The following is a 20,943-nucleotide window of genomic DNA, read 5'->3' as shown; positions in this document are numbered from 1 at the left end:
CGGCCGCCCGGTAGGGCGGCCGTCTGTCCTTGGATCCAAGGAGGAAAATGGTGGGCGCGACAGGGATCGAACCTGTGACCCCTACGATGTCAACGTAGTGCTCTCCCGCTGAGCTACGCGCCCGTTTCGCCCGAAGGCGTCCGGAACGACACCGGCCCGGGGGCGGCATCGCTGCGAGGTGGAGGGGCTATAGCGGAGGCGTGCGCGCCTTGCAAGGCGCTTAATCGGCTTCCTTGCAGGAAACCGTCACGCCGCCAGCAGCTTCTCGACCTCGTTGACCAGTTCGCGCAGATGGAAGGGCTTCGACAGCACCTTGGCATCCTTCGGTGTCTGCGAATCCGGATTGAGCGCGACCGCCGCGAAACCGGTGATGAACATCACCTTGATGTCGGGATCGAGCTCGGTGGCGCGGCGCGCCAGCTCGATGCCGTCCATTTCGGGCATGACGATGTCGGTCAGCAGCAGCTCGAACGGCTCCTCGCGCAGCCGGTTATAGGCCGATAGCCCGTTGTCGAACGAGGCGACGTCGTAGCCCGCATTCTGCAGCGCCTTCACCAGGAAGCGGCGCATGTCGTTGTCGTCTTCGGCCAGGAGAATCTTCGTCATGGCGCCTTGCTTCGTCCGTGATGTTGCGCCGAGCCCACGCCACCTGCCCGCCTGGCCGGAAGCCGATTCGCTCGCCTCGTCGTCCCTCGTACCGGGTGGCCGTCCCTGCCATTCCGGGCTTCGCCGGTCCAGCCCGGCGTGAGGCGAGTTCATCGCTCGCACACACCCTGATAGATCAGCCAGTTCTATTTGGCGACATTACGGTAAACAACCAGTGAAGCCCCGCAAGCCAAATGACGAAAGGTCAGGCCCTTCAACCGGGATCGGCTTTGTGCTTGAGTCCGGCGACATGACGCCGACACCCAGTTTCTCCTTTCCTCGCCCGGACGACGTGATCGCCGAGATCGAACGGCCGTTCACGCTCCATCAGCCGGCGCTGCAGGTCGTTCCCGTCATCGTCGACGTGCCGCATGCCGGGCGGCGCTATCCGCGCGCCTTCGTCGAGGGCTCGCGCCTGCCGCTGCGGGCGCTGCGCCGCTCGGAGGACGCTTATGTCGACCTGCTCTTCTCCCATGCGGTCGCGCTCGGCGCGCCCCTGCTCGTCGCCGAGTTCCCGCGCGCCTTCCTCGACGCCAATCGCGAGCCCTATGAGCTCGACCCGCGCATGTTCGACGGCCGCCTGCCCGGCTTCGCCAACACCCGCTCGCTGCGCGTCGCCGGCGGGCTCGGCACCATCCCGCGCATCGTCGGCGAAGCCTATGAGATCTATTCGGGCCGCATCCCGGTCGAGAGCGCGCTCAGCCGGATCGAGGAGCTCTACCGGCCCTATCATGCCGGCCTGCGCCATCTGGTGAACCGCACCCAGGCCAGCTTCGGCAGCTGCATCCTGGTCGATGCCCATTCCATGCCGTCGACCGGGCTCGACCGTGACGGCATCGCCAAGGCTGACATCATCCTCGGCGACCGCTTCGGCACCAGTGCCGCGAGCTTCGTGGTGGATGCGGCCGAAGAAGCGTTCACGCGCGCCGGGCTGACCGTGACCCGCAACCGCCCCTATGCCGGTGGCTTCATCACCGAGCATTACGGCGCGCCTGGTTCCGGCGTCCATGCCTTGCAGATCGAGGTCAGCCGCGGCCTTTACATGAACGAGGCGACGCTCGAGCCGAACAGCGGGTTCCCGGCGCTTCAGCAGGTGATCAGCGCCGCCATGGCCGAGTGCTTCGCGCGCTGGAGCGGCTGGAGTGACGACTGGCGCCAGGCGGCGGAGTAAGGACCTCCGAACGCCGCCAACTCCCTGGGATGCAAAAGAAAGAGGGCCGCGCACTTTCGTGGCGGCCCGAAGTCTAGGGAGGAAACGCCCAAGGAGGGCAACGAAGGTTTGAGGTCATCTCCCCTTCGCAGTGCACAATAGCGCATTGCGCTGCAAAAACGCAAGTCCAAACGCAAATCCAGCCATGCAAAATTTGCATGACAGACGACGCATTATCCGCAGTTCGTCCGATTTTGCAGAACTGAATGAAGCTGAACTGTCCTGGCCTGATCGGACTCCAGCCCGCGACGCTTGTCTTCCCGCCCGCCGCACAGCATGAAAGCGGCGGATGCAGCCAAGGGAACCCTGATGAGCGCGGTCGATTTCACGGAATTCGTCTCCCAGCTAGCAACCTTGTCGGGGCAGGCGATCCTGCCCTTCTTTCGCGCCCGGCACACCACCGAGGACAAATCCGGCGGCGGCGTCTTCGACCCGGTCACCGAGGGCGATCGCGCCGGCGAGGACGTGATGCGCAACCTGATCAAGCGCACCTTCCCGGCCCATGGCATCCTCGGCGAGGAATTCGGCTCCGAGAATGCCGATGCCGACTATGTCTGGGTGCTCGACCCGATCGACGGCACCCGCGCCTTCATCTCCGGCATCCCGGTCTGGGGCACGCTGATCGGGCTGACCCGCAAGGGCGTTCCGGTCTACGGCATGATGAACCAGCCCTTCACCGGCGAGCGCTATTCCGGCGACGGCCGCATGGCGCGCTATGAGGGGCCGAACGGCCCGCGCACGCTGCATACGCGCCAGGTCACGAACCTCGCCGAGGCGACTCTGATGACCACCAGCCCGCATCTCTTCGTGGAGGGGCAGAAGGCGGCCTATGGCCGCGTCGAAAGCGCCGTGCGCATGGCCCGCTATGGCTGCGACTGCTACGCCTACTGCATGCTCGCCGCCGGCCATGTCGATCTCGTCATCGAGAGCGGGCTGAAGCCCTATGACATCGTCGCGCTGATCCCGATCATCGAGGGCGCCGGCGGCATCGTCACCTCATGGGACGGCGGCAGTGCCGCCCAGGGCGGCACCATCCTCGCCGCCGGCAACAAGGCCTTGCACCAGGCCGCCCTCGCTTTGCTCAACGGCTGAAGCGGATTCGCCGGCTTTTTCGTCCGGCAGTTCCTCGCCCGGGATGAAGGCGTCGAATGCCGCCCAAAACTGCGCGCGGATCGCGTCGCTCTCCATCAGGATCTCGTGGCGCGCGGTCGGAAGCACCAGGGCCGAGCCGGTCTTGAGCCGCGCCGCGAAGCGTTCGATCGCCGGCGTCGACACGACAGGATCCTGCCCGGCAGCGATGATAAGCGTCGGCACGCGCACCTCCAGCGGTGCGCGCGGCATGGCGAGCCGGTCCATCAATTGGAAGGCGGCATGGATCCAGCCGACGCTGGGGTCGCCGATCGCGAGCTCGCGCGCCGCCGCCGACAGGGCCGCGTTGCGGGCATAGCGGACCGGATCGGAGCTCAGCCGGTTGCCCTCGAACGGCTTGGTCCCGATCGCGGTGTCGCCGCCGCCGGGCACGAAGGCCTTGCCGAAGCCGAGCCAGTACAGCACTCGCGCCAGCCAGCGCGCCCCACGCGGATTCTCGATCATGCTGATGCCGAGCATCGGCGCGATCGCGACCAGCCGCGCCACCGGCAGCGCCTCGCGCCTGGCAGCATCAAGGCAGAGCGCCGCGCCCATCGAATGCGTCAGAGCGAAATAGGGTGGCGGGAAACGTTCCTGCATCTGCGCCACGACGAGAGCGAGGTCGCGCTCGTAGTGCACGAGGCGGCCGACATGCCCCTTGCGTTTCCTGTCGGTGAAGCGTTGCGAACCACCTTGCCCGCGCCAGTCGAAGGTCAGGACATGGAAGCCGCGCCGGCGCAGTTCGGCGATCGTCTCGCTGTAGCGCTCGATGAATTCGGCCCGTCCCTGCGCGAGGAGAATCGTGCCCTTCTCGCGCCGCACGCTCGGGCGCCAGCTCGCCAGCCGCAGGCGCGCCCCGTCGCTGGTCGCGGCGAACCAGACTTTGCCATGACCTGGCACCGGGTAATCCGGCTGATGGAAGAATTCGGCCTCGCTCATCGGCGCTCCGGCAGACTCATGGCCTCGTTATGCCCGTCGGGCCCGGCTCTTGAAAAGCCGGAAACGCCACCCAGATCATTGTTGCGCAGGCCGTCAAGCGGCTGTGCAAAGCCAAACCTGGCCCGCGCTCATGACGAGGCGGGCTGACACGAATGTCGCTTCCTTTGGAGGACAATCATGCGTTCCTACGATCTTTCCCCGCTCTATCGCTCGACCGTCGGCTTCGACCGCCTGTTCTCGCTGCTCGACCAGGCCGGCAGCGTCGACAACGCCCCGAGCTATCCGCCCTACAATATCGAGCGCACCGCCGAGAACGCCTATCGCATCTCGATCGCGGTCGCCGGTTTCGGTGAAGCCGACCTCTCGATCGAGAGCAAGGAGAACGCCCTGACCGTCCGCGGCGAGAAGAAAGTCGCCGATGACGAGCAGAAGCGCGAAGTCCTGCATCAGGGCATCGCTGCCCGCGCCTTCGAGCGCCGCTTCCAGCTCGCCGACTACGTTCAGGTCACCGGCGCCAGCCTCGAGAACGGGCTGCTCCACATCGACCTCGTCCGCGAGATCCCCGAGGCCAAGAAGCCGCGCCTGATACCGATCGGCGGCGGCGCGCCGAAGGTGATCGAGGCCAAGAAGGCCGCTTAATCTCCAGCTCGGCGACACCATCGCCGGCCTGAAGCGGGAGAGCCTCCCTGGGAAGCCCGGGAGGCTCTTTTCTTGTCCGGAGCATCGAACCGAAAAGTGGAATCCACTTTTCGGAGAAATCCGATGCCGAAACAAAAAGCTAGATCGCCACTTTGCGTCCGGTAGGACGCGCGGCGTTCTAGAGCCGCGCGAGCTCAGTTCGGCGGATTGACCGGCGCGATCGCCGTTTCCGACTTGGGCTGTGCCGTCTTCATGTCCTCGATCTGCACTGGCGGCAAGGTCGTATCCGGCACCGGAATGCCGCTCGGATGCGCTCGCGCCAACGGCGGCAGGCGATCGGGCTCATCGGTCCCGCGGACATCCTGCGGATTGACGAGCTTCGGCTTGCCGATGTCGCTCGGCGCAACCGAGGGCACCGCAGCAGGCTTCGCCGCCGGTGCATCGGGCTTCGGCACGGCCGGCGACGGCGGAACGGTGGTCGCCGGCGCGCTCGCCTCCGCTGGCGGCTGGGGCGGCTTCAGCGCCGCCGGCCGCTCCGGCGGACGCGGCGTCAGCTTCTTTTGAGCCGGACGCTCCTCCTCGCGCGGATCGAGCCTGACGGTCCGTGGCGGCGGCTGCAGCACGATCCGGTCGATCAGCTCGCCGCTGAACCGGTCGATGATGAGCCGCAGCCGCGACCCGTTCGCCGCCAGGCCGTCGACGATGATGGCCGAGCGGGTCCGCATCGTGCGCTGCACGTCGCGCAGGCCGAACTCCTGCACGGCGATCCGCTCGACCGTCCGCGGCGGCATCGGCGCCGCCCGGCGCGGCGCATAGTCGTAGCGCGGGCCGTAACCGTCGTCATAGTCGTAGCCATAGCCGTAGCGAGCATAGCCGCCGCCATAGTCGTCGATCTGCGCCAGGGCCGGGCCGCTCGCACCGGCCATGACGGCCAGGACGGTGAGGCCGGCCAGGCGGCGGCGCAGGGGACGCGGCGCGGCGGCGGGCGAAACGAAGACTGCCATGGTCTGTCCTCTGTCAGACGAAATTCGCAGCCTTCAGTTCTCGGTAAGGATTGCGGCGCGCTTGCGGCGTGAATCCGCTGCGAAACAGGCGCTTTCTGAGGCTCAGACGTCAGCCAGCACGGCGGCAAGCCGATCGACCTCTTCTGCCCGCGTCGCAAAGGAGCAGACGAAGCGGCCGACCACCTCACCGGGCTGCAGCTGCTCCCGTTCCGGCAAAGCGTCGCCCGACCAGGCGATATACTGCACGCCTTGCGCCGCCAGCGTGGCCTGTGCCTGTGGCGGCAGCACCAGGAACACCTCGTTCGCCTCGCAGGCCCAGGCCAGCTGGAGCTTGCCCGCAGCCGCGACCGCATCGGCCAGGCGCTTGGCCATCGCATTGGCGTGGCGGGCAAGGTCGAGCCAATGGCCGCCGGCCAGCAGTCCCTCGAACTGCGCCCCGATCAGCCGGCCCTTGGACAAAGTGTGCCCGGCCCGCTTGCGCCGCCATGGCATCTCACCGGCATTGGCCGGATCGAAGACGATCACCGCCTCGGCGGCAAAGGCACCGTTCTTGGTGCCGCCGAAGGAGAGCACGTCGACGCCCGCCTTCCAGGTGATCTCGGCTGGCGTGCAGCCGAGCGCCGCAACCGCATTGGCGAAGCGTGCGCCGTCCATGTGCAGCCTGAGGCTTCGCGACGCGATCGCCTGCTTCAGTGCCGCGATCTCGGCCGGCGTGTAGACCAGCCCGCACTCGGTCGCCTGCGTGATCGACAGCATCTGTGGCTGCACCTGGTGCAGCGAGCCCGCTCGCATGCGCGCGAGCTGCTCGGTTACGACCCCCGGCGCGAGCTTGCAGCCATCGCCGGGCAGGCCGACGATCTTGGCCCCGCCGGTGAAGAATTCGGGCGCGCCGCATTCATCGGAAGCGATATGCGCCTCGTGATGGCAGAGTATCGCGCCCCAGGGCTGGACCAGGCTCGCCAAGGCCAATGAATTCGCCGCCGTGCCGGTCGTGACGAGGAAGACCGCGACCTCGCGCTCGAACAACTCGCCGAACAGGTCCTCGACCCGCTTCGTCCAGGCATCATTGCCATAGGCGGCGGCGAAGCCGTCGTTGGCGGCCGCCATCGCCTGCATCACCGGCGCGCTCGCCCCGGCCAGATTGTCGCTGACGAAATTCATGGCAGGCTCATATCCGGCGGGCGCTGAGTGGTCGCTGACGGATAAGCAGCCTCCTGCCGCAGCGCAATCGGTGGCGACGCAGAACAGCCCCGATTCCTGCGACCGACAACTTCCGGCTTGGCTCACAGGGCCGCACGATGCGAAAATGTCCAGACGTCTATGTAGATAGCAATAAAATGTCGCCGCAGTGCAAAATCGCCGCTTGTGCCCAGATTGGAATTCTGGCAAGGTCAAGGCAATAGGACAGCTATGCTGTCCCATTTTCAGAGTGGGCCTCGCCGAGGCCCTGGCGCGAGCGGACGGAGCGGACGATGACGGGAGGTACGGCGAATAAAGCCAAAGCCAACCGTACGACGCGCGCCGCCCGCAAAACGGCGGCGTGACCAGGCGCGACAGGGCAAGATAGAGCCCGAGGCGCCTGCGGAGGACGCGGGCGCAAGAGAAGACCGGCGCAAGCAACCTTCGCAAACCGAGACTAAAGCCGGACCGGCCCGATCCTTGCTCGGCAAGGACCAAGGCCGGCGCGGCAGCGGCGCTGACACGCCGTGTGGACTTTGGCTGGCTTCCAAGCAGATGCTTCGGAGCCCAAGGCGGATGGGCGGAGGTGACGATGAGCGAAGGCAGGAAGGCGAGCGCGATGGCCAACACCACTGCTAAAGCTGCCACCACGACGACGACCGCTGTCGAGCGTTTTCCGGAGGTGCGTGACCCCGCCATGCCGGAGCGCCAGGGCCTCTACGATCCGTCCTATGAGAAGGACTCCTGCGGCGTTGGCTTCATCGCCGACATGAAGAACCGCAAGAGCCATGCGATCGTCGCGCAGGGCCTGCAGATCCTGCACAATATCGACCATCGCGGCGCGGTCGGCGCCGACCCGAAGCTCGGCGACGGCTGCGGCATCCTCACCCAGATCCCGCATCGCTTCTTCAAGGAAGAATGCGCCAAGGTCGGCATCGACCTGCCCGAGCCCGGCCATTACGCTATCGGTCAGTTCTTCATGCCGCAGGAGGCCGACAACCGCGCCGTCTGTGAGGAGATCGTCGCCCAGACGGTCGAGGAGGAAGGGTTGATCTTCCTCGGCTGGCGCGACGTGCCGGTCGACAACAGCGACCTCGGCGAGGCGGTCAAGGAGACCGAGCCCTGCCATCGCCAGATCTTCGTCGGCCGCCCGGCCGAGATCACCGGCGAGGACGAGTTCGAACGGCAGGTCTATGTCCTCCGGAAGTCGGTCTCGAACAAGGTCTACAAGCGCCATGACCGGGCGACCGCGACCTATTATCCGGTCTCCTTTTCCTGCCGCACCATCGTCTACAAGGGCATGGTGCTGGTCACCCAGCTCGGCGACTACTTCAAGGACCTGACCGACGAGCGCTTCGAGAGCGCGCTCGCCCTCGTCCACCAACGCTTCGCCACCAACACCTTCCCGTCCTGGCGCCTCGCCCACCCCTACCGGATGGTCGCCCATAACGGCGAGATCAACACGCTGCGCGGCAACGTCAACTGGATGGCGGCTCGCCAGGCTTCAGTCGATTCCGATCTCTTCGGCGCCGACATCTCCAAGCTCTGGCCGATCTCCTATGAGGGCCAGTCCGACACCGCCTGCTTCGACAACGCCCTCGAATTCCTCGTCCAGGGCGGCTATTCGCTCGCCCACGCCATGATGATGCTGGTGCCCGAGGCCTGGGCCGGCAACCCGCTGATGGACGAGAGCCGGCGCGCCTTCTACGAATACCACGCCGCCCTGATGGAGCCCTGGGACGGCCCAGCTGCGATCGCCTTCACCGACGGCCGCCAGATCGGCGCGACGCTCGACCGCAACGGCCTGCGCCCCGCGCGCTATCTCGTCACCGATGACGGGCTGGTCGTGCTCGCCTCGGAATTCGGCGTGCTGCCGATCCCGGAGGAGAAGATCGTCCAGAAGTGGCGGCTCCAGCCCGGCAAGATGCTGCTGATCGACCTCGAAGAGGGCCGCATCATCGGCGACGACGAGATCAAGAGCACGCTCTGCCTCGCCAACCCCTACAAGGACTGGCTGAAGCGCACCCAGATCGTCCTCGAGGAGCTGCCGCCAGTCGAGGCGCGGGCCTCGCGCACCGACGTCGCCCTGCTCGATCGCCAGCAATCCTTCGGCTACACCCAGGAAGACACCAAGCTCCTGATGGCGCCGATGGCGGTGACCGGCCAGGAAGCCGTCGGCTCGATGGGCACCGACACCCCGATCTCGGCGCTCTCCTCGAAGTCGAAGCTGCTCTACACCTATTTCAAGCAGAACTTCGCCCAGGTCACCAACCCCGCGATCGACCCGATCCGCGAGGAGCTCGTGATGAGCCTCCTCTCCTTCATCGGGCCGCGGCCGAACATCCTCGACCTCGAAGGCACCTCGCGCCGCAAGCGCCTGGAAGTGCGCCAACCGATCCTGACCAATGACGATCTCGAGAAGATTCGCTGCATCGGTCACTACGAGGACCGCTTCGACACCAAGACCCTCGACATCACCTATCCGACGCGCGAGGGCGCAGGCGGCATGGAAGGCGCGATCGAGCGCCTGTGCGAGCGCGCGGAAGCCGCCGTCCACGGCGGCTACAACATCATCATCCTCTCCGACCGGCAGGTCGGGCCCGACCGCATCCCGATCCCGGCGCTGCTGGCGACGGCAGCGGTCCACCACCACCTGATCCGCAAGGGCCTGCGCACCTCGGTCGGCCTCGTCATCGAATCCGGCGAGCCGCGCGAGATCCATCACTTCGCCCTGCTCGCAGGCTTCGGCGCCGAGGCGATCAACCCCTATCTCGCCTTCGAGACCATGGAGGCGCTGCTCGAGGCCGGCGAGTTCCCGCCGGAGGTCGACCGCTACGAGGTGGTCAAGCGCTTCATCAAGTCGATCGGCAAGGGCCTGCTCAAGGTCATGTCGAAGATGGGCATCTCGACCTATCAGTCCTATTGCGGCGCCCAGATCTTCGACGCCGTCGGCCTGCGCACCGAGTTCATCGACAAGTACTTCACCGGCACCATCTCCTCGATCGAGGGCGTCGGCCTCGCCGAGATCGCCGAGGAAAGCGTGCGCCGTCATCGCGACGCCTTCGGCGAATCGCCGATCTACCGCGACGCGCTCGACATCGGTGGCGAATACGCCTTCCGCCTGCGCGGCGAGGCGCATGCCTGGACGCCGGAGAACATCGCGCTGCTCCAGCACGCCGTGCGCGGCAATGCCCGCGACAAGTTCAAGGCCTATTCCGAACTGGTCAACGACCAGAGCGAGAAGCTCTCGACCATCCGCGGCCTGTTCCACGTCAAGATGGCCGGGGAGCTCGGCCGTCAGCCCGTACCGCTCGACGAAGTCGAGAGCGCGGCCTCGATCGTCAAGCGCTTCTCCACCGGCGCCATGTCCTTCGGCTCGATCAGCCACGAGGCGCATTCGACGCTGGCGCTGGCCATGAACGCGATCGGCGGCAAGTCGAACACCGGCGAGGGCGGCGAGGAGCCGGAGCGCTTCAAGCCGCTGCCTGATGGCCGCTCGATGCGCTCGGCGATCAAGCAGGTCGCCTCGGGCCGCTTCGGCGTCACCACCGAATACCTCGTCAACTCGCAGATGATGCAGATCAAGGTCTCGCAGGGCGCCAAGCCCGGCGAGGGCGGGCAATTGCCGGGCCACAAGGTCGATGCCCGCATCGCCAAGGTCCGGCACTCGACCCCGGGCGTCGGCCTGATCTCGCCGCCGCCGCATCACGACATCTATTCGATCGAGGATCTCGCCCAGCTGATCTTCGACCTGAAGAACGTCAACCCGGCCGCGGACGTTTCGGTCAAGCTCGTCTCCGAACTCGGCGTCGGCACGGTCGCCGCCGGCGTCGCCAAGGCGCGGGCCGACCACATCACCATCGCCGGCTATGAGGGCGGCACCGGCGCTTCGCCGCTGACCTCGATCAAGCATGCCGGCTCGCCCTGGGAGATCGGCCTCGCCGAGACCCACCAGATCCTGGTGATGAACAAGCTGCGCGGCCGCATCGCCCTGCAGGTCGACGGTGGCCTGCGCACCGGCCGCGACATCGTCGTCGGCGCGCTGCTCGGCGCCGACGAGTTCGGCTTCGCCACCGCGCCGCTGATCGCCGCCGGCTGTATCATGATGCGCAAGTGCCATCTCAACACCTGCCCGGTCGGCGTCGCGACGCAGGATCCGGTGCTGCGCAAGCGCTTCAAGGGCCAGCCCGAGCACGTCATCAACTTCTTCTTCTTCCTCGCAGAGGACGTGCGCGAGATCATGGCGGAGATGGGCGTGAAGAGCTTCGACGAGCTCGTCGGGCGCTCCGACTGGCTCGACAAGAAGCAGGCGATCGACCACTGGAAGGCCAAGGGGCTCGATTTCGCCCGCATCTTCCACAAGCCGGAGCCCGGCAAGGGCGTCGCCATCCGCAATGTCGAGCGCCAAGTCCACCCGATCGAGTCGGTGCTCGACCGCACGCTGATCGCCAAGGCCGGTGCTTCGCTCGACACCGCTGCGCCGGTGGTGATCGAGAGCGCGATCCGCAATGTCGACCGCTCGACCGGCGCGATGCTCTCGGGCGAAATCGCCAAGCGGCATGGCTCAGCCGGCCTGCCAGAGGACACGATCACGGTGAAGCTCACCGGGACCGCCGGCCAGAGCTTCGGCGCCTGGGTCGCCGGCGGCCTGACGCTCGACCTCACCGGCCAGGCCAACGACTATGTCGGCAAGGGCCTGTCGGGCGGCAAGCTGATCATCCGGCCCGATGCCAAGTCACGCGCGCTGGCCGAAGAGGCGATCATCGTCGGCAACACCGTGCTCTACGGCGCGATCTCCGGCGAATGCTACTTCCGCGGCGTCGCCGGCGAGCGCTTCGCGGTGCGCAACTCCGGCGCGATCGCGGTGGTCGAGGGCACCGGCGACCATGGCTGCGAATACATGACCGGCGGCGTCGTCGTCGTGCTCGGCCAGACCGGACGCAACTTCGCGGCCGGCATGTCGGGCGGCATCGCCTACGTCCTCGACGAGGACAAGAGCTTCGCCAAGCGCTGCAACCTCTCCATGGTCGATCTCGAGCCGGTGCCGGAGGAGGAGGAGCTGACCCAGCGCCTCTACCACCATGGCGGCGACCTCGAGTTCAAGGGTCGCATCGACGTCATGGCCAACATGTCCGGCTACGACGCCGAGCGCCTGCACCAGCTAATCGCCAACCACCTGAAATACACCGGGTCGGCGCGGGCGCAGGCGATCCTGGAGAATTGGGCGGACTACCTGCCCAAATTCGTCAAGGTCATGCCGGTCGAGTACCGGCGCGCACTACTGGAAATCGAGCGGGCCCAGGCCGGCGTCTCGGTCGCGGCCGAGTAATCGAACAGGCGGATGAGACGATGGGCAAGGTAACCGGTTTTCTCGAGATCGACCGTCGCGACCGGAAGTATCTTCCGGCGTCCGACCGGATCAGGAACTACAAGGAGTTCGTGATCCCGCTCGGCCGGGAGGCGACCCGCGACCAGGCGGCGCGCTGCATGAATTGCGGCATCCCGTATTGTCACAATGGCTGCCCGGTCAACAACCAGATCCCCGACTGGAACGACCTCGTCTACAACGACAAGTGGCAGGAGGCGCTGACCAACCTGCACTCGACCAACAACTTCCCGGAGTTCACCGGCCGCGTCTGCCCTGCCCCGTGCGAGGCATCGTGCACGCTGAACCTCGAGGACACCCCGGTCACCATCAAGTCGATCGAATGCGCGATCGTCGACAAGGGCTGGCAGGAAGGCTGGATCAAGCCCGAGCCGGCTTCGACGAAGACAGGCAAGAAGATCGCCATCATCGGCTCCGGCCCGGCCGGCCTCGCCGCCGCCCAGCAGCTCGCCCGCGCCGGTCACGAGGTCCATGTCTATGAACGCCAGGGCCGCGCCGGCGGCCTGCTGCGCTACGGCATCCCCGACTTCAAGATGGAGAAGTCGCATGTCGACCGGCGCGTCGCCCAGATGGAGGCCGAAGGCGTGGTCTTCCACTACGGCGTCAATGTCGGCATCGACATCGATCCGCAGGAGCTGCTCGCCCAGTACGACGCGATCGGCCTGACCGGCGGCGCCGAGAAGCCGCGCGACCTGCCGATCGAGGGCCGCGACCTCGACGGCGTCCAGTTCGCCATGGACTTCCTGCCGCAGCAGAACCGCCGCAATGGCGGCGAGCCGGACACCACGGGCAATGCCCGCCCGATCCTTGCCGGCGGCAAGCATGTCGTCGTCATCGGCGGCGGCGACACCGGCTCCGACTGCATCGGCACCTCGGTCCGCCAGGGCGCGCTCTCGGTCACCCAGCTCGAGATCATGCCGCAGCCACCGGAGAAGGAGAACAAGGCGCTGACCTGGCCGAACTGGCCGCTGAAGCTGCGGACCTCCTCCAGCCATGAGGAAGGCGCCGAGCGCGACTTCGCCGTCGGCACCGTCAAGTTCACCGGCGAGAACGGCAAGGTGAAGACCCTGCACTGCGCCAAGGTCGATGCCCAGTTCAAGCCGATCGAGGGCAGCGAGTTCCAGCTCAAGGCCGATCTCGTCCTGCTCGCCATGGGCTTCGTTTCGCCGGTGCATGACGGGCTGCTCGCCAAGCTCGGCGTCAAGATCGACGGGCGCGGCAATGTCGACGCCAACATGCTGGCCTACAAGACCTCGGTCGAGAAGGTCTTCGCCGCCGGCGACATGCGTCGCGGCCAGTCGCTGGTGGTCTGGGCGATCCGCGAGGGCCGCCAGATGGCGCACTCGATCGACAAGCACCTGATGGGCGAGACCATCCTGCCGCGTTGAGCGATTGAGACAAACGCGGGGAACCCCTCTCCCGGATGGGAGAGGGGCAGGGGTGAGGGACCGCCGCTGATTGTTAGGGAGGCGGCGCCGTTGCACCTTCTCTGGGTCGGGCAGGCCCTCATCCCTGCCCTTCTCCCACACGGGAGAAGGGTTCCCGGCGCCTTTCAGTTACGCATTCACCCGAGAATGACGGCTGAGATTCACGCCCCCAGCAAATCCACCAGCGGCGGGATCAGCGGCTCGTCGGCCGGCGGCATGGCGAGATCGCGCAGCTTGCCGGGCCGCACCCATTTCAGCGCCTGCCCCTCGCGCGACATCGCCGTCCCCTCCCAGCGCCGGCAGATATAGAGCGGCATCAGGAGGTGGAACTCGGGATAGGCGTAGCTGGCGAAGGTCAGCGGCGCGAGGCACGCCTCCTTCACCTCGATGCCGAGTTCTTCGGCGAGCTCGCGGATCAGCGCCGGCTCCGGCCGCTCGCCGGCCTCCAGCTTGCCGCCGGGGAACTCCCAGAGGCCGGCGAGTGCCTTGCCCTCGGGACGTTGGGTGACGAGCACGCGATTGTCGGAATCGACCAGCGCGCAGGCGACGACGAGCAGCAGTTTCACGGCAAGAACTAATGTCCCGAGAGGATGACCTCGACCGGCTCGGTTTCCTTGCCGGTCAGCGTGACCTCGTCATAGACCGTCCCGCCCTCGCGGAAAATCGCATCCTCCTCGCCCCAGATCACCTGGGTCGAGACGAAGTAGGTACCAGGCGCGACCTTGTCGAAGCTGAAGCGCCCTCTGGCCGTTGTCTTGGTCGTCCGGGTGAACTGAGCATAGAGCGGATCGACCTGGCCGTTGGGATAGCGCCAGTGCGGCAGGAACTTGGTCTTCTCGAAGAGGCTGCTGAAGCGTTCGCGCGCATAGGATGTCGCCGGGATCAGCCTGACGACCTCGCCGGCGGCGTTGACGACCTGTCCCTTCGAGCGCGTACGGAAGGCATGACCCGCGATGACGCCGGTCCCGGTCTTCCGGATGAACCCCGCCTCCTCGGCCGAGAACGACGTCGTCGTCACCGGCTGCTGCACACAGGCACCTAGCAGGGCCGCAAGGCCCAGCACATATGCGATCCTCGTCATCTGGTTCGTCCCCCCGCAGGCGCCGTCGATACCAGGAAGACGCCTGCGAGGATGATGCAACCTCCGATAATCTGCCGCAACTCCAGCGTTTCACCGAGCACGAATACACCCATTCCGGCAGCGACCGCCGGAACGAGATAGCCGGTCATCGCCGCGCGCGTTGGACCGGCGGCGCGGATCAATCGCATGAAGAACGTCACCGGCAGCGCCGTCGCGAACACGCCGAGCGCCAGGACCGCCTGCCAGTGCGGCACAAGAGCAGCGAGCGCCGCACCGCCGGAGAAGGTAAGCGTCAGCAGCAGTGCGCCCGAGCCCGAGACCATCTGCTGGCCGAGCGCCAATCGGATCGGGTCACCCGCCCGCGGCGGCACGGCGCGCGTATAGAGATTGGCGCAGGCATAGGACAGCGTCGCGCCGACCATGGCGAGAAGACTGAGCGCCGTGCCGCCGCCCTCGAGCAGGCGCGGCCCGATCAGGATGGCGACGCCGGCCATGCCGACGAGGATGCCTGTAAGGCGGCGCCGGCTCAGGCGTTCTTCGGAGAACAGGACATGCGCGAACAGCGCCGTGACCAGCGGCCCCGCCGCCTGGATCATCGCCGCCGGGCCGCTGGCGAGCTGAATCAGCGCATAGGCGACGAGCACATTCGGCAACCAGCCATTGCATGTACCGAGCACCAGCCAGTGGCGAAGCTCATGGCGACGCGGCAGAGGGCTCTGGCCGCGCATGGCGACGTAAAGCGCAAGCGTCGCAGCGCCAAGCAGCCCGCGCCCGGCAGCGATCGCCCAAGGGCTGACCTCGCCGGCCATCAGCTTGATGAACAGGTAGCTGCTCCCCCAAAGGAAAGAGCAGGCAGCGAGGTTGCCGACGATGAAGGCCTTGCTGGGGCCAATCGGCCCCGAGGGCTCAGGAGCGATAGTCGCCGTTGATCTCGACATAGGCCTTGGTCAGGTCGCAGGTCCAGACGGTGGCCTTGCCGCGGCCGAGGCCGAGATCGGCGGTGACGACGATGTGCTCGCCCTTCATGTAGTCGGAGACGGCCTGCTCGTCATAGGAGCCGGCGCGAGCGCCCGCTTCCGCGACCTTGATCGCGCCGAAGGAGATGTCGAGCCGATCGCGGTCGGCCGGCTCGCCCGCCTTGCCGACGGCCATGACGATGCGGCCCCAATTGGCGTCTTCGCCGGCGATCGCGGTCTTGACCAGCGGCGAATTGGCGATCGAGAGCGCGACCTTCTTGGCCGAGCGCGCCGACTGTGCCCCGACGACGCGGACCTCGACGAATTTGCGGGCGCCCTCGCCGTCCTTGCAGACCAGATGCGAGAGCTCCAGCAGCAGGGCGTTCAGCGCCCGCTTGAAGCCGGAGAGCCGGGCATCGCTGGGATCGGTGATCTCCGGCACGCCGCGGGCCTTGGCCTTGCCGGTCGAGAACAGCATCAGCGTGTCGGAAGTCGAGGTGTCGCTGTCGACCGTGATCGCGTTGAACGAGCCCTTGACGCCCTTCGACAGCAGAGCCTGCAGCACGGGAGCGGCGATCGGCGCATCGGTGAAGACGAACGAGAGCATCGTCGCCATGTCGGGCGCGATCATGCCGGCGCCCTTGGCGATGCCGGCGATGACGACCTCATGCCCGTCGATCTTGGCCTTGCGCGAGACCGCCTTCGGGAAGGTGTCGGTGGTCATGATCGCCTTGGCAGCATCCGACCATGGGCCGTCGGCGGCGCGCTTGGCGCAATCGGCCAGCACGCCCTCGAATTTGGTCGCATCGAGCGGCTCGCCGATCACGCCGGTCGAGGCGATGAAGACCTCCTCCGCCTTGCAGCCCGCGGCCTTGGCCGCGATCTTCGCCGTCAAGGCGACCGAGTCGCGGCCCTTCAGGCCGGTGAAGGCGTTGGCGTTGCCGGAATTCACGACGATGGCGCGCGCCTTGCCCTGCGCCAGATTCTCACGGCACCAGTCGACCGGCGCCGAGGGGCATTTCGAGCGGGTGAAGACGCCGGCAGCCTGCGAGCCCTCGTCGAGCAGGACGAGCACCACGTCGGTGCGGCCCTTGTAGCGGATGCCGGCCTCGGCAGTGGCGAAGCGCACGCCCGGCACGGCTGGGACCTTGGGCTGGCGCTTCGGCGCGAGCGGAGAAACGGGAACATCCTTGCCGGCCATCATGCGTCTCCTCGTATGGTTGGCCCGATGTGCCGCAGCGGCGGGGCGAAGACAAGAGTCCGAGCCCCTCCAAAAGCAAACGCCCGGGCATGGCCCGGGCGCATCACGACGATACGATGAAAAACGCGGCCGATCAGGGCTTCTTCGGTTCGGCCGGAGCCGGGGTCGCAGGTGCGGGTGTCGCCGGAGCGGCCGGCTTGTCGAGGCGCTCGACCTTGGCCTTCTCGCGCAGCGCCACGATGATGTCCTGCTGCGCCTTGCGAACCAGGTACTGGTCGATCTGCGGCTTGACCTCGTCGAAGCTCGGCAGCGGCTTGCTACGCTTGTCCTCGACCTTGATGACGTGCCAGCCGAACTGGCTCTTCACCGGCTCGGAAACCTGACCCTTGTCGAGCTTGAAGGCGGCTTCGGCGAACTCCGGCACCATCCGGTCCTTGGCGAACCAGCCGAGATCGCCGCCCTCCTTGCCCGAACCGGGATCCTTGGAGAGCTCGGCAGCGACCTTGGCGAAGTCCTCGCCCTTCTTCACACGCTCCAGCGCCGCCTTGGCCTGTGCCTCTTCCGGCACCAGGATATGGCGGGCATGGACCTCTTCCTCAGGCTTCATCGCCTTGACGGTGTCCTCGAACAGCTTCTTGGCCGCTTCCGGCGTCGCGGCCTTCTTGGCCTCGACCGTCAGGTACTCGTCGAGCAGCAGCTTCTCTCGGTTATAGGCGAGGCGCTTGGCGAACTCCGGCCCGTCACCGATCTTGGCGGCCGTCGCGGTCTTGGCGCCGAGCTTGAGGTCGACCAGATAGTTGATCAGTTCCTCGCGCTTGCGCTCCTCCGGCATCTGCGCGGTGCGCTCGCCGAGATCTTCCTCCGCGAGCTTGAGGTCGCCCTCGGTGATGGTGATGCCGTCGACCTTGGCGACGGGCTTGTCCTGCTGCGCGAGGGCCGGCGCGGCGGCCAGCGCGAAGCCAAGCGACAGCATGGCGAGACGGGAGGACAACATCGGTGCGGCCTTTCAACTGGACGGCGCGGAGATCGATCTCGCCGGCTGAGTGCCAGCAGAACGCGGCGTTGGCAAGACGAGGCTTCGCACATCAACGCGAGCCGGCAGGCATGGTTCAATCGGCCGCAGCACCTGGCGCCATGGCCGGGGCCTCTTGGAACACGCCCTGCCGGACCCCACATCCGCGCGACAAGCGCGTGCTGGACCACGCGCCCGCGCCCGTCTAAACACGCGCGTGAATTTCTGAGGGTTACCGCTTCGGCCGCGCTCCCGGCGCCGGCTGGATTCGCCATTGAAAGGCCAGACATGCTTGGCGCGCTTGCAAAGAAACTCTTCGGCTCGTCGAACGACCGGCGGGTGAAGGGCTACCAACCCCGCGTCGCCGCGATCAACGCGCTTGAAGCCGAGGTCTCCCAGCTCTCCGACGAGGCTCTTCGCGCCCGCACCGAAACCTTCAAGCAGCAGCTCGCCGACGGCGCCAAGCTCGACGACCTGCTCGTGCCGGCCTTCGCCACCGTCCGCGAAGCGGCCAAGCGCGTGCTCGGCCAGCGCCCTTACGACGTCCAGCTGGTCGGCGGCATGGTGCTGCACGAAGGTTCGATCGCCGAGATGAAGACCGGCGAAGGCAAGACTCTGGTCGCGACCCTGCCGGTCTATCTCAACGCGCTCGCCGGCAAGGGCGTCCATGTCGTCACCGTGAACGACTATCTCGCCCGCCGCGACGCCGAGTGGATGGGCAAGATCTACAACTTCCTCGGGCTCACCGTCGGCATCATCGTCCATGGCCTCGACGACGAGGAGCGCCAGCGCTCCTATGCCTGCGACATCACCTACGGCACCAACAACGAGTTCGGCTTCGACTACCTGCGCGACAACATGAAGTACGAGGTCGCGCAGATGAGCCAGCGCGGCCACCATTTTGCTATCGTCGACGAGGTCGACTCGATCCTGATCGACGAAGCCCGCACACCGCTGATCATCTCCGGCCCGCTCGACGACAAGTCGGATCTCTATGTCGCGATCGACAAGGTTCTGCCCAAGCTGATCAAGGGCGACTACGAGGTCGACGAGAAGCAGCGCACGGCCGCGCTGACCGAGGCCGGCAACGAGCATATCGAAGAGCTGCTGCGCGAGGCGGGCCTCCTCACGGAAGGAGACCTCTACGATTCCGCCAACGTCACCCTCGTCCACCACGTCAACCAGGCGCTGCGCGCCCATACCCTGTTCACGCGTGACAAGGACTACATCGTCCGCAACGACGAGGTCGTGATCATCGACGAGTTCACCGGCCGCATGATGCCCGGCCGGCGCTATTCGGAAGGCCTGCACCAGGCGCTCGAGGCCAAGGAGCACGTCACCGTCCAACCCGAGAACGCGACGCTCGCCTCGATCACCTTCCAGAACTATTTCCGCCTCTACAAGAAGCTCGCCGGCATGACCGGCACGGCCGGCACCGAGGCCGACGAATTCGAGCAGATCTACAAGCTCGAAGTGGTCGAGATCCCGACCAATGTCCCGGTCGCCCGTATCGACGACGACGACGAGGTCTATCGCAGCTTCCCGGAGAAGGTGAAGGCGATCATCAAGGAGCTGGAGCGCGCCAGCGAGCGCCTGCAGCCGGTCCTGGTCGGCACCGCCTCGATCGAGAAGTCCGAGCAGATCGCCGAGATGCTGGTCGCCGCCGGCTTCAAGCAGATCGACTTCAGCCAGCCGAATGCGCTCGACAGCCTCTACGCCGCCGCCCGCACCGGCAAGAGCACCAAGCAGTTCGCCGTGCTGAACGCCCGCTTCCACGAGCAGGAAGCCTTCATCGTCGCCGAGGCCGGCGTGCCCGGTGCGATCACCATCGCCACCAACATGGCCGGCCGCGGCACCGACATCAAACTCGGCGGCAATGTCGAGATGCGCGTCGCGATCGAGACGGCGGGCATGGATGACGGGCCGGAGAAGCAGGCCAAGATCAAGGAGATCGAGGCCGAGGTCGCCCGCTTCAAGGAGATCGTCCTGGGCGCCTCCGAGACGATCGAGCTCGAGCCGGCCAAGGGCTCGCGCCCAGCCAAGACCATGACCCGTCCGGGCGGTCTCTACATCATCGGCACCGAGCGCCATGAGAGCCGGCGCATCGACAACCAGTTGCGCGGCCGCGGCGGCCGCCAGGGCGACCCGGGCCGCTCCAAGTTCTTCCTGTCGCTGCAAGACGATCTGATGCGCATCTTCGGCTCCGACCGGATGGACGGCATGCTGCAGAAGCTCGGCCTGCAGGAGGACGAGGCCATCGTCCACCCCTGGATCAACAAGGCGGTCGAGAAGGCGCAGGGCAAGGTCGAGGCGCGCAACTTCGACATCCGCAAGAACATCCTGAAATACGACGACGTCATGAACGACCAGCGCAAGGTCGTGTTCGAGCAGCGCCGCGAGTTCATGCGTACGGATAGCGTGCGCGAGACCATCGACGACATGCGCCACGGCGTCGTCGAGGACACCGTCTCGCGCCGCATCCCCGAGGACGCCTATCCCGAGCAGTGGGATGCCGCCGGCCTGAAACAGGACGTCGTGACCTATCTCAACCTCGAGCTGCCGATCGAGGACTGGGCCAAGGAAGAGGGCATCGCCGACGCCGAACTGCGCGAGCGCATCCGCAAGATCGCCGACGAGGACTATGCGGCGCGCATCGAGCGCAACACCGAAGAGGTGATGACCTATATCGAGAAGCAGGTGCTGCTGCAGACGCTCGACCATCTCTGGCGCGAGCATCTGGTCACGCTCGATCATCTGCGCCAGGTCATCGGCTGGCGCGGCTATGCCCAGCGCGACCCGCTGAACGAGTACAAGCAGGAAGCCTTCGAGCTGTTCGATGGGCTGATCGGCCGCCTGCGCGAGCAGGTCACCGGCAATCTGATGCGCGTCGAGGTCCGCTTCGAGCAGCCGACGGAGGACGGCCAGGTCATCGATCAGGGCGGCAACGACGCCCTGCCGCCCCCGCCCGCCGGCTTCTTCGCCAACCAGCCGCAATTCGCCGCGACCGATGGCGACGTCGCCCTCGCCGAGCGCAATCCGGCCGATCCCTCGAGCTGGGGCAAGGTCGGCCGCAACGAGCTCTGCCCCTGCGGCTCCGGCAAGAAGTTCAAGCATTGCCACGGCCAGTTCGTCTGAA

Annotated in this window: 15 protein-coding genes and 1 tRNA gene; 6 read left to right on the top strand and 10 right to left on the bottom strand. The window is 66.6% G+C overall.

Translation table 11 applies throughout. From position 1 onward, the window contains the following. Window positions 1-48: 48 nt before the first annotated feature. Window positions 49-123: transfer RNA gene (locus ACQKLX_RS03100), tRNA-Val, on the bottom strand. Between the two features lie 123 nt (window positions 124-246). Beyond that, window positions 247-606 (bottom strand): cell cycle two-component system response regulator CpdR, encoded by a 360-nt coding sequence (gene cpdR / locus ACQKLX_RS03095; protein WP_038363805.1) that lies wholly within the window; start codon window positions 604-606, stop codon window positions 247-249. A 289-nt stretch (window positions 607-895) separates the two neighbouring features. Here cpdR and ACQKLX_RS03090 point away from each other — a divergent pair, with 289 nt between their 5' ends. Continuing rightward, entirely contained in the window at window positions 896-1,816 is a 921-nt protein-coding gene (locus ACQKLX_RS03090) for an N-formylglutamate amidohydrolase (protein WP_427359410.1), read from the top strand. Window positions 1,817-2,164: 348 nt separating this feature from the next. Next, a complete protein-coding gene (gene hisN, locus ACQKLX_RS03085; RefSeq protein WP_427359408.1) occupies window positions 2,165-2,947 on the top strand; it encodes a histidinol-phosphatase in 783 nt (260 codons plus the stop codon). Here the strand turns inward: hisN and ACQKLX_RS03080 are convergent. Then, entirely contained in the window at window positions 2,852-3,922 is a 1,071-nt protein-coding gene (locus ACQKLX_RS03080) for an alpha/beta fold hydrolase (protein ID WP_427359406.1), read from the bottom strand. The two genes, hisN and ACQKLX_RS03080, sit on opposite strands and share 96 nt — an antisense overlap. A 177-nt stretch (window positions 3,923-4,099) precedes the next feature. On the opposite strand from ACQKLX_RS03080, the gene ACQKLX_RS03075 reads away from it, so the two are divergent. Further along, entirely contained in the window at window positions 4,100-4,561 is a 462-nt protein-coding gene (locus tag ACQKLX_RS03075; protein WP_427359404.1) for an Hsp20 family protein, read from the top strand. 194 nt (window positions 4,562-4,755) lie between these two features. Here the strand turns inward: ACQKLX_RS03075 and ACQKLX_RS03070 are convergent, their stop codons facing one another. Together ACQKLX_RS03070 and ACQKLX_RS03065 are read right to left on the bottom strand one after the other, a co-directional pair. Beyond that, complete coding sequence (locus ACQKLX_RS03070) at window positions 4,756-5,565, bottom strand: hypothetical protein (RefSeq protein WP_427359402.1); 810 nt, start codon at window positions 5,563-5,565, stop codon at window positions 4,756-4,758. Window positions 5,566-5,667: 102 nt separating this feature from the next. Beyond that, a complete protein-coding gene (locus ACQKLX_RS03065) occupies window positions 5,668-6,726 on the bottom strand; it encodes a threonine aldolase family protein (protein WP_427359400.1) in 1,059 nt (352 codons plus the stop codon). Window positions 6,727-7,336: 610 nt separating this feature from the next. Between ACQKLX_RS03065 and gltB the strand changes: the two genes are divergently transcribed. Together gltB and ACQKLX_RS03055 are read left to right on the top strand one after the other, a co-directional pair. Then, window positions 7,337-12,073, top strand: a complete 4,737-nt coding sequence (gltB, locus tag ACQKLX_RS03060; RefSeq protein WP_427359398.1) for a glutamate synthase large subunit — start codon at window positions 7,337-7,339, stop codon at window positions 12,071-12,073. A gap of 20 nt (window positions 12,074-12,093) precedes the next feature. Next, window positions 12,094-13,518, top strand: coding sequence for a glutamate synthase subunit beta (locus ACQKLX_RS03055; RefSeq protein ID WP_427359396.1), 1,425 nt, complete (start codon window positions 12,094-12,096; stop codon window positions 13,516-13,518). Between the two features lie 200 nt (window positions 13,519-13,718). Here the strand turns inward: ACQKLX_RS03055 and mutT are convergent, their stop codons facing one another. From mutT to ACQKLX_RS03030, 5 genes are all read right to left on the bottom strand, one after another. Beyond that, a complete protein-coding gene (gene mutT / locus ACQKLX_RS03050) occupies window positions 13,719-14,123 on the bottom strand; it encodes an 8-oxo-dGTP diphosphatase MutT (RefSeq protein ID WP_091838125.1) in 405 nt (134 codons plus the stop codon). Window positions 14,124-14,131: 8 nt separating this feature from the next. After that, window positions 14,132-14,638: a carboxypeptidase regulatory-like domain-containing protein gene (locus ACQKLX_RS03045; protein ID WP_427359394.1), complete on the bottom strand. Its 507-nt coding sequence runs from the start codon at window positions 14,636-14,638 to the stop codon at window positions 14,132-14,134. Next, window positions 14,635-15,576, bottom strand: coding sequence for a DMT family transporter (locus ACQKLX_RS03040; RefSeq protein ID WP_427359392.1), 942 nt, complete (start codon window positions 15,574-15,576; stop codon window positions 14,635-14,637). Before ACQKLX_RS03040 ends, ACQKLX_RS03045 begins: the two co-directional genes overlap by 4 nt. After that, window positions 15,545-16,798, bottom strand: a complete 1,254-nt coding sequence (argJ, locus tag ACQKLX_RS03035; RefSeq protein ID WP_427359390.1) for a bifunctional glutamate N-acetyltransferase/amino-acid acetyltransferase ArgJ — start codon at window positions 16,796-16,798, stop codon at window positions 15,545-15,547. The genes ACQKLX_RS03040 and argJ overlap by 32 nt, the downstream gene beginning before the upstream one ends. A gap of 130 nt (window positions 16,799-16,928) precedes the next feature. After that, a complete protein-coding gene (locus tag ACQKLX_RS03030; protein ID WP_427359388.1) occupies window positions 16,929-17,789 on the bottom strand; it encodes a peptidylprolyl isomerase in 861 nt (286 codons plus the stop codon). A 306-nt stretch (window positions 17,790-18,095) separates the two neighbouring features. Here ACQKLX_RS03030 and secA point away from each other — a divergent pair, with 306 nt between their 5' ends. Next, window positions 18,096-20,942: a preprotein translocase subunit SecA gene (gene secA / locus ACQKLX_RS03025; RefSeq protein WP_427359386.1), complete on the top strand. Its 2,847-nt coding sequence runs from the start codon at window positions 18,096-18,098 to the stop codon at window positions 20,940-20,942. Window position 20,943: the final 1 nt, after the last annotated feature.

The organism is Allobosea sp. NPDC003192, assembly GCF_050275675.1.
Taxonomy (GTDB): Bacteria; Pseudomonadota; Alphaproteobacteria; order Rhizobiales; family Beijerinckiaceae; genus Allobosea.
This window is presented reverse-complemented; position numbering and strand designations above follow the sequence as displayed.